Source organism: Sulfurimonas sp., from assembly GCF_026991475.1.
In the GTDB taxonomy this organism is placed as follows: Bacteria; Campylobacterota; Campylobacteria; order Campylobacterales; family Sulfurimonadaceae; genus Sulfurimonas.
Genome location: NZ_JALXBK010000091.1, coordinates 1 through 13,671, shown reverse-complemented (window position 1 = coordinate 13,671; position 13,671 = coordinate 1). Strand labels below are relative to the sequence as shown.

The window sequence follows — 13,671 nt, the reverse complement described above, 5'->3', positions numbered from 1 at the left end:
AGAACTAAATAACGGTCTGTATGTCACAAATGATGATATCAATTTCATTATTCAACAGATAAATGCCTATGGAGTTGAAAAAGGAATGGATCATATCAGCAACAATGACATTCAAAACAACCCTGATTTTATGAATATCGTATCGAGTGCTTGGCATGAGTAAAAGAGTTTTTTCTTTGCCTTTTTACACGCAAATGGACAGAGAGTTCTTTTACAAAGAGTTCGTCGTATTTTTACAGAAGTATCATGACTACCTCTATGACATATACTTTACATACAATATGGAACCGTTTTTAAACGATGCCATGGGTGGTGCCAATATGGCACAACACTCGCATGAAGGAATTGATGCCCAGAATCAAAGGATTTTTGATGCAATGATACAAATACAAAAAAAGTTTGGTATTAAAGTATCTGCAACCTTTAACAATACGCTAGTGGACCCATCATCTACCAATCTGGATCTTTTCATAAAAAATTTACAACCTCTTTATAATCGGGGGCTTCGTTCTATAACGATTCCGCACTACAGCTGGATGTTGCACGGCAGACTGAAAAAAGAATTTCCAGAAATGACAATTAAAAATACTATTTTACGAAAAATCTCTAAACCTCAAGAATATGTTGATTATGCAAAGGTAGGATTTGATATAATAAACATTGATAGATATAACCTCAGAGACAGAGATAATTTAATACGGTTAAAAAAGGCGTACGATAAGTATGATGTTCCGATGGTGATTTTGGCAAATGAGTGGTGTAAAGGACTCTGTCCTGCTATGGATGAACACTATCACTATAACTGTTCCTCCTCAAGAGAGTGTACGGTACCTTATTTTAATACTGCCATAGGAGCAGCGACATGTCCTTCGTGGCAGAATCAAATACCTTGGTATAATCTTCAAAATGCTAATATACCAATTTTTAAAAAAGATATTGATGAGTTGTTAGAGTATATTCAGATATTAAAATTGCATGGGAGAAATGATTTTCAATTGATGCAACAATCTATGCAAATAGTTACTCGATATGCTGAAAATGAAGAGATTACTTTTCAAGCATTTAATGAGTACCTTCAATCTCAAAATTATGATGAAAAGAAATTTATAAAATGGAATAAGTTTATTAAAAATTGTAAATTTGAGTGTTGGGATTGTAATCTTTGTGAAGAGTTATATAACAGTAGTCATATTTCTGCCAATGGGTTAGGATTTTAATGAAAAAAAGTTTAGTAATATTTCTCTTTTTAAGCAGCACTCTTTTTGCGAAAGAAGTAAGCCTTGAATATATCTTCAAGCACGCCTCCAAGAATGCTTTGAGCTTAAAGATGAAACAGCTTGAGGCCTCTATAGAGGCAAGTGGTATAGAGAGTGCAGAGTCTGGATACTATCCTACTTTTAATGTTGTCTATAATACGGAGTATACGGAATCTTTGGATGGGATACCTCTAGGAAGCGAGTCGGTAGGTGGTATTACTATATCTAACGGAACTCGCTACCAAAGTTCAGCTGCACTACAAATGAACTATAATCTCTATAATTTTGGAGCTACAAATAAAGAAGTTCTTGCAGCAAAACTCTCCACAAAAGCAAAAATAAAAGAGCAGTGCCTCCAAGAACAACGGTTGTATGAGCAGATTCTGGAAAAATATACAGATGCACTCAAACTTCAAAAAGATGAGAAATATAAAAAAGAGATGCTCTCAGTAAGAAAAGAACTTTACCGGGCAAAAGAGAGACTTTACAGAGCAGGGCAGTACTCAAAGGTCGATCTTGGGGATGAAGCGATCAATATCATCTCTCTGGAACGCGATATAGAAAACGCTCTTATGCAGTATAAGCAAGATATCATTAAACTCTCTGAGCTAAGTTATATGCCTTTAGATGTACAGGATAGATTGGTTTCTATAGTAATTGATAATAATATTATTACTTTTGTCTCTTCGTTTGAAACAACGGCTCAAGCGCGTATGCTCAAAAACCAGATTGAAGCAAAAAAAGCACAGATAAGTCTGCAGATACGTAAACAACTGCCTTTACTTACTATGTATGGTAACTACTATTTTTATGCCTCTAACCCAAAAGAGTATGATTATCCAATAAGGCATATGAGACAAAAGAGTTGGAATATAGGCTTTTCGATACGCTTTAATCTTTTTAACGGCTTTAAAGACAATTCACAGTCTAAACGTTTGTCCTTAGAATTGCAAAAACTACAACAGCAGTTTAATGATGCCAAACACAGTTTTACCTATGAGAACAAGAGTAAAATAGCACAGATAAGTGAACTCTCCGTGTTAGAGAATAAAGATGAAAAACTCTTAGATGAAAATAAAAATAAGCTTGCAATGATCAAACGACTTCGCATACACCAAACAGTAGATCTGCTTGCAGAGTTCAATGCCCGGTATGAACTTTTAGAGCGTACCTTGAATTTAGAAAAACGAAAAATAGATAGAGCATCAACAGTAATCTCTTTAGAGATCGCTAACAGAGGAGAGAAACAATGCACTCAGCACTAATTGCCTTAGAAATTGCTGCTAAGCTTAACCGCATACCTATAGATACAAGAGGTATAATAAAAGAGTATGCACTTGGTGATGAAGAGCCATCTATTGAAGAATTGGCAAGAATAGCTAAACATCAAGGTTTTCGCAGCAGTATAAAGAAGCTTCCTATTGAGAAGCTAGTCGCAAACTATCCATTGCCTATTATTGTCCAAAAAAAAGATACGACCTATATGAGTGTCATTCAGGTTAATGAGGAGAAGCAGGAGTTGCTGGTCTTTGATATTACACACAAAGAGCCTTATGTACTCGGCTTCAAGGAGTATGAAGAGCAAAGCAGTGGTAAAGTTATCGTACTGAAACACAAGTTGCTCTCACATCAGATAAAATTTGGATTTGGATGGTTTTACTCGCAGATGCTTAACTATAAAAAGATTATAGGTGAAGTTCTGATGGCTTCTCTTATTATGCAGCTCTTTGGACTAGTCACACCACTTTTTACACAGGTGATTTTAGATAAGGTACTGGTACATAGATCGATGACTACTTTAGATGTGCTTGCTATTGCTTTTATTGCCGTAGCCGTGTTTGACTTTTTACTTAAACTGGTGCGTAATTATATTTTTATCCATACAACCTCAAAGATAGATGCCAAGCTTGGAGCCAAACTCTTTTATCATTTGTTAGCACTGCCTATTTCATACTTTGAAAATAGAAAAGTGGGTAATATTATTGCTCGTGTAAGAGAGCTAGATACGATTCGAGAGTTTATTGCCAATAAATCTATAAGTGTTATACTCGATGTGCTCTTCTCGGGAATTTTTGTGGCAGTTATGCTTCTTTACAGTGTAAAGCTTACGATGGTAGTCGTTGCCTTTGTAACTGTTATTGGTTTAATCTATTTTTTTATCACTCCACAGCTCAGAAAACGGCTTGAAGAGAAGTTTCAGATGGGAGCACAATCCAATGCATATTTAGTAGAATCTGTTACGGGAGTGCAAACGGTAAAATCACTTGCTCTTGAGGGTTCAATGCAGAAGAAGTGGGAAGATTATCTTGCTAAATATGTCAACGCAAGTTTTGATCTAAATAATCTCTCCAATATTTTAGGCGGACTTTCAGGAATGTTGCAAAAGCTCATGACCATCTCTATTCTATATATGGGTGTCACACTTGTGCTGAGTGGAAAAATGAGTGTCGGACAGCTTATAGCCTTTCAGATGTTTGCCAATCAGTTCAGCGGACCAGTATTACGTCTTGTCAATCTCTGGAATGAGTTTCAACAAACTTTACTCTCAGTTGATAGACTAGGAGATATCTTAAATACACCTACAGAGCAGAAAAATGATAGAGCGATTACCCTCCCTAAGATTGAGGGAAGTGTTGTGTTTGATAATATTAGTTTCTCTTATACTCCTGATAAGCAGAGTGTGATTAATGGCATTACTGCAGAAGTTGGAGCAGGACAGAGTATAGGTTTGGTTGGACGAAGCGGTAGTGGGAAAAGTACAATTACAAAGCTTATTCAAAGGCTTTATGTCCCTAATGAAGGCACAATATATATTGATGGTGTAGATATTCGTCATATGAATCCTAAATGGTTACGCAACAACATCGGTGTTGTTTTACAGGAAAACTATCTCTTTAGTGGCAGCATAAAAGATAATATTTCCCTTTCACGCCCCGATGCGCCGATTGAACATATTATTAATGCTGCACAAGTTGCGGGTGCACATGAGTTTATCTCTGAACTTCCCGAGGGATATGATACACAGGTAGGAGAACGCGGCGCTTCACTCTCAGGTGGACAGAGACAACGCATAGCGATTGCTAGAGCACTCATTATCAACCCAAGGATACTGATATTTGATGAGGCAACAAGTGCCCTTGATTATGAGTCTGAGAAGATTATTCAGAATAATATGAATAAGATCAAAGATGGTAAGACGATGTTTATAGTAGCACATAGACTCACAACCGTAAAAAACTGTGATGTGATCTTAGTGCTTGACAAAGGAAAGATTGTGGAGCGTGGAACGCATGATGAACTTATAAAGATGAAGGGCTATTACTATAAGCTCTACACACAACAGGATTAAGCATGGGATTATTTCATACCAAAGACAGACATGAGTTTAAACCGCTTCTTGTAGAGATCGAAGATAAACCGCTCAATCCTCTTGGCAGGTCCCTGCTTTGGATTATTATGGCAATCATATTCTTTGGAGTATTGTGGTTGTACTTGGCAAAAGTAGATATTGTTGTTAGTGCAAGAGGTAAAGTGATTCCTACCGGTGAAATAAAAACACTCCAGCCGATTGAGACGGGAGTTATTTCTAAACTGCTTGTAAAAGAGGGAGAATTTGTCCATAAAGGACAGCTGTTAGTAGAGATAGATCCTTCCGTGACAGAGACAAACCTCGATTCAAAAGTAAAAAACCTGGAACTCTTGGAGTTAGAGATAGAACGCATTATGGCTCTTATACAAAATACTGCTTTTCACGTGGATAAGTCAGGAGTGGATAAAGATCTGCTCGCAACACAGGAGCTCATCTATACCACAACCAAAAAAGGGCATGAGCAGCAGCTATCTCTTATTAAACAGAAACGTCTCCAGGTAGATCAGCAGATAGAGTCTGCAAAAGTAGATGTGAACAGACTGCAGCAGCACAGCGATAATATACAAAAAAAAGAGAAAGAGCTCTTAGAAGTGATTGATATCATTGCAAAAAATAAGTATGATGATGTGCATAAACAGGCTATTGAGTATGAAGAGCATATCCACATGAAAAAGCATGATATTGTACAACTTCAAGAGAAATTAAATGAGCTCAAACAGCAAGAATTGCTCACTACTCAGGATTACCAGAATAAACTCTTAGAGGAGCTTACCAAGAAACGTAAAGAAGCAACACTTTTAAAAGTGAAGATAGAGTCCATAAAATTTCAAAAAGCAAAACAGTCTATCAGCTCCCCTGTAGATGGGTATGTCTCCAAACTGATGGTGCACACTATCGGCGGGGTTGTGACACCGGCGGAGAAACTGATACTCATAGTTCCAAAAAATGCCCCACTCATCATAAAAGCCACTGTTTTAAATAAAGATATCGGTTTTATAAAAGAGGGGATGATGGCTGAATTGAAGATTGACACCTTTGATTTTCAAAAATATGGACTTATAGATGCCATTGTCTCTCATGTCTCTAATGATTCCATAGAAGATAAAAAGCTTGGTTTGGTATATGATGTTTATCTTAAACCTAAAAAGAATTATTTAATTGTCAAAGGAAAAAGAGCGTATCTTTCCTCGGGCATGAGTGTAACAGCTGAACTAAAAGTGGGACAAAGACGTGTTATCAACTTTTTTCTCTATCCGCTTATTAAATATCTTGATGAAGGGATGAGTGTAAGATGATACAAAAGTTTTTTAAATTTTTACTGCTCATAGCAGTATTGCATTCAGTAGTGTTTGCTATAGATAACGGTGTAAGTGTAAAGGCCAGAAAAGCTGAAAACAGCGTCATAGTTACGGCTGTCAATAAAAATCCGTTTGATGTGACGGTAGCATACAGAGCCTCGTTTATTAATCTCAAAGCAAATAAAAAGCTCCCTTTTTTGTTTGTACTAAAAAAACATAGTAAAAAAGAGGTGCTGCAACTGAAGATCTTAAAAAACAATTTTCAATATAAAGCACATTACGACTGGACAATAGGCTCTAAGGATGCCAAGCATGATAACAGCTATATCTACAGACTCCCTTACAAGCTAGGAACCAAACAAATGGTATCACAAGGATACAACGGCAAGTTCAGTCACTATGGGCAAAGCAGATATGCAGTTGATTTTAATATGAAAGAGGGAACTGGTGTCTATGCTGCTAGAGGGGGAATAGTTGTACAAACTAAATCAGATTCAAACAGAGGCGGAGCTAGTAGAGCTTATGAGAAAGATGCAAATTTCATAACAATCGAACATAGTGATAAAACACTTGCAACCTATGCTCATCTAAAGAAGAACGGTGTACTCGTTAAAGTGGGTGAGCATGTCAAAAGAGGACAACTCATAGGTTACAGTGGAAAGACAGGGTTTGCAAGAGGCCCTCATTTGCACTTTATTGTCTATAAGGCAAAAGACGGAAAAGGAAGAGTGTCTATTGCTGTTAAATTTAGAAGTACAAATGGGATTGTTATGAATCCTGTGAAAGGGAAAAATTATTGGGCAGTCCAATAAAAGAAATATTTTTTAGTGAAATAAGTAGAAAATTAACTAGTTAAAAATGAGGTGAAATTGCACTTAATTTTAGAATTGGCTATTGAAAATAGAAAGGGAATAGGACAGAAAAGTGTTGATTTATAATAAATTTTTGAAACTTTCGTGAAAGTGTTTATCATAGGTTATAAGTGTGGTGACCCCAAGGAGAATTGAACTCCTGTAACATGGATGAAAACCATGGATCCTAACCGCTAGACGATGGGGCCACATTGTAAGATATTTTAAAAAAATGGTGTCCTGTGATGGATTCGAACCATCGGCCACATCATTAAAAGTGACGTGCTCTACCAGCTGAGCTAACAGGACATTTGCCTCTTATTGTTAAGAGGTCGAAATTATAGGCAAAAATAATTCATATGTCAAGAAAAAAGTATATGAATTGTAAAATTCCTTATAAATCTTCTAATTAATAACTGATTAAAAGCTTTTTAACTACAATTGACGCATAATTTAGGGAGTGTGATGAAAAGAGATAATATTTTTTTAGTGACTGCGTTTACACTGCTCTTATTTAGTGGCTGTGCACAAAAGGTTGGGTTTGAAGTACTTGAACCTGCTCAGATAGATAGAATGGCAACAGTAAAAAAAATTGCTGTAAGTAATTTTGCACATGACAGAGTAGGACTCTCAAGAAAAATAGAGGCAAAACTCTCAAGTTTTCAAATAGACGGTAAGAATTTTTTTACAGTGGTAAGCAGAAATGACTTGAATAAAATAATAGCAGAACAAAAATTACAAAATAGTGGTCTTGTTAATGATAAAAACATTGTAAAAATTGGTCAGCTTATTGGTGCTGAGGCAATTATATCTGGAAATGTCTCTCCTGCTACAAAACAGGACACTTACTTTTACGAGGAGCGGGTACGCTGCGCTGATAGTAAGTGTAAAAGTCTTGTGACTTATCCTGTGCGTTGTATGAAAAGAGTTGTTGGACTCTCCGCTGAATTACGCGTGGTTGATATTGCTAAAGGTGACATTATTTACGCGCAAAATTTATCAAAAGAGGAGAGTTTTAAACATTGTGCTGATGATTCTCGTGCTTTGCCCTCTAAAAGTATGGCAGCACAAGATTTAGCTGAGAGAATAGCAGATGATTTTACCTATAAATTGACTCCACACTATAGGCATCTTAATGTAGCGCTTTTGGATGATCCCGATTTGGATTATACTGATATGCAGGAGCGTTTGTTGAAAAATGCACTGAAGTATATAGAACAAGGACGCTATGATAAGGCTGAGAAACTGCTTATGCGTTTAATAGACTCGACAGGTTCTAAAAGTTATGTGCCTTTTTACGATTTGGGCGTTATAAAAGAAGCACAGGGTAAGTACAAAGAGGCAAAAGAGTACTATGGTGATGCAGATAACTTGATGATAGAACCTGTGGATGAAATTAGTGCGGCAGTGTTGCGAATAAACTCTTTAATAGCAAAACGCAAGAAAACGATGGAGCAGTTAAATAGATGAGAATTGTATGGATTATATTGGTAGTGTTGCTTGGAGTGGGTTTTACAGCTTGCAGTAGTGCAAAAAGAGTAGAAATAGCGCAAAAAAGTTTACCAAGTTGGTATGAAAATCCTCCTCGCTCGAGTGGTAGTGAACTCTATGCAGTGGGTGAGGGTAGGAGCAAAAAAGAGGCTATAAATAATGCTCTCTCACTTTTAGCTTCAACTTTAAGTGTCTCCATCTCTTCAACATTTAATGCTAAAACAGTTGTGAAAGAGGGGCGTGTAAATAGTTCTGATGCTACTTACATCAATCAAACTCAGAGTGAAGTAAAGAAAATACGCATTACAAACTATGAACTTTTAAATGCAGAGCAAATGGGGTTTAAGCGTTTTGCAGTTTTGATAGGAGCAAATAAAAAATCTCTTTTTAGAGGGCTTAAAGATGCTCTTGATCAGCAGTTTATGCTTATTTACTCCCAAGAGAAGGCTGTGAAAAATGAAAATCCGCTTAGGCAATTAGCTTTTTACCATAACTCTCTTGAGTCTCTGAAAGATATGCAAAACAGACTCTCCGTGATGAAGGTTTTAAATAAGAGTTTTGATACTACAAGTTATGTGAGTAAACGCAATCATTTACAGCAAGAGTACAATTTACTTTTAAATAAAATTACATTTTTTGTAAACGCAGAACCATCCTCACAACGCTTTATTCCAGCTCTTACATCTGGAATAACAAAGCAGAAGTTTCAAATTAGTAAGAGGAGGGATGCTTATCATTTTTCTGTATTTCTAAACGCAAAAATAGTAAAAGTTAGGGCATACGGTTTTAGCATTGCTAGAATGGAGATAAGTTTTACTACAAAAGATTATAAAAATAGAGTGATAGCCACAAATCTCATACATATTGATGGTCAATCTTCACAAGGTTATAGTGTAGCACTACAAGATCTCGTAAAAAAATTAAATGCAGAGATAGAAAAAGAGGGGATCTTTAAAATATTAAACTTAAATATTTATTAACTGTTTACTTCCAAAGAATATACTTACAATATAATTAATAAGTATAAAAAGAGAGGTAAATAAAATATGATTAATAAAATTAAAGAAGTTAAAAAAGAAGTAGCAAAGGTTGTTGTTGGTCAGGAAAAAATGGTTGATTATTTGCTTATTGCACTATTGTGTGAAGGGCATATTCTCATTGAGGGTGTCCCTGGGCTTGCAAAAACAACAACAGTAAATGCTCTTTCAAAAGCACTTGGTTTACACTTTAAACGTGCACAATTTACACCCGATCTTTTGCCATCAGATATTTTGGGTGCAGAGATTTATGATCCTCAAACAAATCAGTTTAAAATCAAAAAAGGTCCTATTTTTACAAATCTTTTACTTGCAGATGAGATTAACCGTGCACCAGCAAAAGTGCAATCAGCATTGCTTGAAGTAATGCAGGAAAAGCAGGTGACAATTGGCGATACAACATTTAAAATAGACCTTCCATTTTTTGTTATGGCTACGCAAAATCCAGTAGAACAAGAGGGTGTCTACCAACTCCCAGAAGCACAGCTTGACCGTTTTATGTTAAAGCTTGTCGTAGGTTACAATACAAAAGAAGAAGAGCTTGAGATTGCAAGACGCATATCTAGTGGTAAGTTTGAGACTATAAACGCAGTGCTAAACGCAGCCCAACTTGAAGAGTTAAAAAAGGCTGTAAGAGAGATTCATGTTGATGCCGAAGTCGAAGAGTATATGATAGAGCTTGTTAATGCAACAAGACATCCAGAGCAGTACGGACTTGATGAAGTAAAAGAGTACATTCAATTTGGAGCTTCTCCTCGTGTAAGTATAGATATGTTTAAAGCAGTAAAAGCTATGGCATTTATGCGTGGAAAAGATTTTGTAACACCTGTAGATGTTGCTTATATTGTAAAAGAACTTATGCGCCACCGTCTTGTACTAACATATGAGGCAGAAGCTGAGGGAATTACAGCAGACAGTATCATTCAAAAAGTGATTGAAACCGTATCAATCCCGTAAGGTTGCAAAATTGAGCAAATTACAAAAAATACTTGTTCGAGCCCGTCGTCAAGTTTTTAGTGAGATGGTAGGGAATAATCCTTCTATTTTTCAGGGTGAGGGCTACGACTTTATAGAACTTCGTGAGTATATGCCTGGCGATGATATTCGTCATATTGATTGGAATATTACTGCAAAGTTAAAAAAGCCATATATTAAAATATTTCGTGAAGAGCGTGAGTTGAATGTGGTTGTCGCTTCTATGTTAAATGGAAGTGTTTACTTTGGTTCAAAGCGTTTTAAGCAAGATGTTATTGCTGAGGTTAACGCACTGCTTAGTTTTTCTACTATTAAAAATGGCGATTTGCTTAGCTCATATATTTTTGCTGAGCAGATGTATTCGCATCTAAAACCGAGTAAAAAGCTCCATCAAGTGCATAAAAATGTGCAAGAAATATTGGAATTTGAGCCGCTTAACCATAAAGCAGATTATAAAGCTATGGCAAATACACTTTTTAAAAGGCTTAAACGCAAGTCACTCATCATTATAGTTGGTGATTTTTTTGAAGTACCTGATTTTAAACTGCTGGCAAGAAAACATGAAGTTGTTGCTGTTATTGTAAGAGATAGACTTGAAGAACATCCTCCTGAGATGGGGTTTAGCTCTTTAGTTGACCCTGAATCAGGGAGTGTGCTTGAAGGTGATTTTAACGCACAAACGGTAAAAGATTATGCAAAAAAAGTGTTAATACATGACAGAGAACTCTATGCAACATTTAGAAAACATCAAATACGATTTAGTAAGATTTATACAGATGAAAATGTAAGCGTGGGTTTAAGAAGATTATTTGAGGGAAGATAGATGCAAAATATGCAACACACAGCAATACCTCTTCACGATATAAAGCCGCTTTTAGAGATACAAGACTACTCTTTTTACTACTTTTTGGCAATAGTTACAGTAGTAATAGTTTTACTTCTTGGCGTTCTCTATTTAGCATATCGATGGATTAGAAATAGAAAAAAATTTAATATTAGAGCAGAACATTATAGATTATTGAAAAAAGTAAATTATAAAAATCCTAAAAAAGCAGCGTATGAGATTACGCACTATGGCGAAACTTTTAAAGATGATAGTGAACGTCATAAAAGAGCGTATGAAAATATGCTTGAGCACCTTGAACAATATAAATATAAAAAAGATGTAAAAGATTTTGATGGAGATACTATTCACTATATTGAACTGTTTGAAGGAATGATAGATGTTTAATGGAATTTATTTTGAATTCCCTATACTGTTTTTACTCATCTTTTTGTTTGTAGCATGTGCTATTTTTTGTAAAATGAAGATGCCATCTATATATTTTCCACATACTGCAACATTTATGCAAAATACAGCATCCGCGTCAAAGCTACTCTTTTTACTAAAATGGACTGCTATTGTGATGCTAATACTCGCATTGATGTCTCCTGTAAAAGATGAACCATATCAGCTTAAACCTAAACATGGGCATGAAATAGCGTTGATTTTAGATTCGTCTGGTTCTATGAATGAGAGGGGTTTTGATCCTTCAAATTTGGCAGCAAGTAAATTTGATGTGGTTAAATCAGTAGTAAAAGATTTTATAAAAAAACGAAAAAATGATAATTTAGGCTTAGTTGTTTTTGGAGCATACTCTTTTGTTGCATCTCCATTAACTTACGATAGAAATATACTCTCACGTATAGTTTCTCAGCTACAAGTAGGAATGGCAGGGCAATATACGGCTCTATATGAAGCCTTGGCACAGGGTGTGAATTTACTAAAAATGAGTAAATCAAAATCAAAAGTAGCGATTTTACTTACAGATGGCTATTCTACTGCTGGAGTAGATAAAATTCCTCTTGATGTAGCCATAGATATGGCAAAGAAAGAGGGTGTTAAAGTTTACCCTATTGGAATAGGTGCGCCAAATGGATACAACCGTGCAGTGCTTATGAAAATAGCAAAAGAGACGGATGGCGTTGCTTTTGGTGCATCAAACGCAACACAACTACAAGAGATATATAAAAAAATAAACAAGCTTGAAAAAGTAGAAATAAAAAATGAAACATTTTCATATCTGCACTATTTTTATTTTTATCCACTCTTTATTGGGCTTATATCACTCTTGTTGTATGTCTATTTGAGAAACAGAAGAGGAGCACAGAGATGACATTTTTACATCCAGAATTTTTATACTATATGTTGCCGATTATTTTTATACTGTTTGGACTTTTACTTACACAAAAAGAGCCAGAAGCAAACTTTTTTTCAGCTGAGGTTATAAGTAAATTACGAGTTTCATCCAATAGTCTGCCACTTAAAGTTAGAAATATACTCTTTTTTCTTATATCGATTTTAATCATAGTTGCACTGGCTTCTCCTGTTATTAAAGATGGAAAAGTAGAAGTACAAGAAAAAAGTGCAGATATTATGATAGCTTTAGATATTTCTGACTCAATGTTAGCGACTGATGTCTATCCAAACCGTCTAAAACTAGCAAAACAAAAAGCTTTAGAATTACTACGTTTAGCACCAAATGAGAGAATCGGAGTTATTGCGTTTGCAAAAAACTCTTATCTTGTTTCACCGCTTAGTTTTGACCATGATGCTGTAAGGTTTTTACTCTCAAAACTTGATACAACATCCATAACAGAGCAGGGTACAAACCTAATGTCAATGCTGCAGGTGGTGAACAAAAGTATAAAAAATGATGCTAAAAAATACATACTGCTTTTAAGTGATGGTGGTGATAGCCATGATTATTCCAAAGAGATTGCTTATGCAAAAAAGAAAGGAATAGTAGTTTTTGTTCTTGGAATGGGAACAAAGCAGGGTGCGCCAATAAAGATGAAAAATGGTGCATTTATTAAACAAAATGGCAAAATTATCATCTCTAAACTTAATGAAAATATTGCTAATCTAGCAATAAAAACAGGTGGTGTCTATATTACCAATGTCAATTCAGATAAGGATGTAAAAGCAATGCTTAAAGAGATAGAGAGTAGTGTGAAGAAAAAAGAGCGAAAATCTCAAGAGATTGAGAAGTATATACAACTCTTTTATTATCCTTTAGGATTGGCTTTACTGCTTTTACTAATTGCAACATCTTCTATAAGTAAAAGAGTAAAAGTAGAGATTCCTGCTGCGTTTATGTTAGCTCTATTTTTACTACATCCTTCAAATTCAAACGCAGGTGTGCTTGATTTTATGGATTTAAAAGAGGCAAAGCAGGCATATGAGCATAAAGATTTTGCTAAAAGTGCAAAATACTATGATGCTTACGCAAAAAGTGCAAAAAATGACGAAGGGTACTACAATGCTGGAAATTCTCTATACAAGCAGGGAAAATATAAAGAGGCTTTAAAAAATTATGAGAAAGCCACTTTTTCAAATAAATCATCTCGTGC

At 35.5% G+C, this 13,671-nt stretch carries 12 protein-coding genes and 2 tRNA genes; 12 read left to right on the top strand and 2 right to left on the bottom strand.

All coding sequences use genetic code 11. The features are described 5' to 3' along the window. Positions 1-155 precede the first annotated feature (155 nt). The 5 genes from MV589_RS07640 to MV589_RS07620 are packed head-to-tail and all read left to right on the top strand — an operon-like array spanning position 156 to position 6,736. Entirely contained in the window at positions 156-1,217 is a 1,062-nt protein-coding gene (locus tag MV589_RS07640; protein ID WP_297433541.1) for a hypothetical protein, read from the top strand. Further along, positions 1,217-2,521 (top strand): TolC family protein, encoded by a 1,305-nt coding sequence (locus MV589_RS07635; protein ID WP_297433539.1) that lies wholly within the window; start codon positions 1,217-1,219, stop codon positions 2,519-2,521. The genes MV589_RS07640 and MV589_RS07635 overlap by 1 nt, the downstream gene beginning before the upstream one ends. Beyond that, positions 2,506-4,605, top strand: a complete 2,100-nt coding sequence (locus MV589_RS07630; protein ID WP_297433537.1) for a peptidase domain-containing ABC transporter — start codon at positions 2,506-2,508, stop codon at positions 4,603-4,605. The genes MV589_RS07635 and MV589_RS07630 overlap by 16 nt, the downstream gene beginning before the upstream one ends. A 2-nt stretch (positions 4,606-4,607) precedes the next feature. After that, positions 4,608-5,921, top strand: a complete 1,314-nt coding sequence (locus MV589_RS07625; protein ID WP_297433534.1) for an HlyD family type I secretion periplasmic adaptor subunit — start codon at positions 4,608-4,610, stop codon at positions 5,919-5,921. Further along, positions 5,918-6,736 carry a M23 family metallopeptidase gene (locus MV589_RS07620; RefSeq protein WP_297433532.1) on the top strand — a complete coding sequence of 273 codons (819 nt, stop codon included), beginning with the start codon at positions 5,918-5,920 and terminating at the stop codon, positions 6,734-6,736. The genes MV589_RS07625 and MV589_RS07620 overlap by 4 nt, the downstream gene beginning before the upstream one ends. Before the next feature lie 173 nt (positions 6,737-6,909). Here the strand turns inward: MV589_RS07620 and MV589_RS07615 are convergent. Both MV589_RS07615 and MV589_RS07610 read right to left on the bottom strand, forming a co-directional pair. Beyond that, a tRNA-Glu gene (locus tag MV589_RS07615) sits at positions 6,910-6,984 on the bottom strand. A 24-nt stretch (positions 6,985-7,008) separates the two neighbouring features. Next, positions 7,009-7,084: transfer RNA gene (locus MV589_RS07610), tRNA-Lys, on the bottom strand. A gap of 156 nt (positions 7,085-7,240) precedes the next feature. Here MV589_RS07610 and MV589_RS07605 point away from each other — a divergent pair. The 7 genes from MV589_RS07605 to MV589_RS07575 form a co-directional block, all read left to right on the top strand. Beyond that, positions 7,241-8,245: a CsgG/HfaB family protein gene (locus tag MV589_RS07605; protein ID WP_297433530.1), complete on the top strand. Its 1,005-nt coding sequence runs from the start codon at positions 7,241-7,243 to the stop codon at positions 8,243-8,245. Beyond that, the gene (locus MV589_RS07600) at positions 8,242-9,246 is read left to right on the top strand and encodes an LPP20 family lipoprotein (protein ID WP_297433528.1); all 1,005 of its coding nucleotides are present in this window, start codon (positions 8,242-8,244) and stop codon (positions 9,244-9,246) included. The genes MV589_RS07605 and MV589_RS07600 overlap by 4 nt, the downstream gene beginning before the upstream one ends. A gap of 66 nt (positions 9,247-9,312) precedes the next feature. Beyond that, a complete protein-coding gene (locus tag MV589_RS07595; RefSeq protein ID WP_297433526.1) occupies positions 9,313-10,260 on the top strand; it encodes an AAA family ATPase in 948 nt (315 codons plus the stop codon). A 10-nt stretch (positions 10,261-10,270) separates the two neighbouring features. Further along, on the top strand, positions 10,271-11,101 hold the full coding sequence (locus MV589_RS07590) for a DUF58 domain-containing protein (protein ID WP_297433524.1): 831 nt from the start codon (positions 10,271-10,273) through the stop codon (positions 11,099-11,101). Further along, positions 11,102-11,509, top strand: a complete 408-nt coding sequence (locus tag MV589_RS07585; RefSeq protein ID WP_297433522.1) for a hypothetical protein — start codon at positions 11,102-11,104, stop codon at positions 11,507-11,509. Then, the gene (locus MV589_RS07580; RefSeq protein ID WP_297433520.1) at positions 11,502-12,434 is read left to right on the top strand and encodes a vWA domain-containing protein; all 933 of its coding nucleotides are present in this window, start codon (positions 11,502-11,504) and stop codon (positions 12,432-12,434) included. Before MV589_RS07585 ends, MV589_RS07580 begins: the two co-directional genes overlap by 8 nt. Continuing rightward, positions 12,431-13,671 (top strand): VWA domain-containing protein (locus MV589_RS07575; RefSeq protein ID WP_297433518.1); only part of this gene is annotated, 1,241 nt, incomplete at its 3' end. The genes MV589_RS07580 and MV589_RS07575, both read left to right, overlap by 4 nt.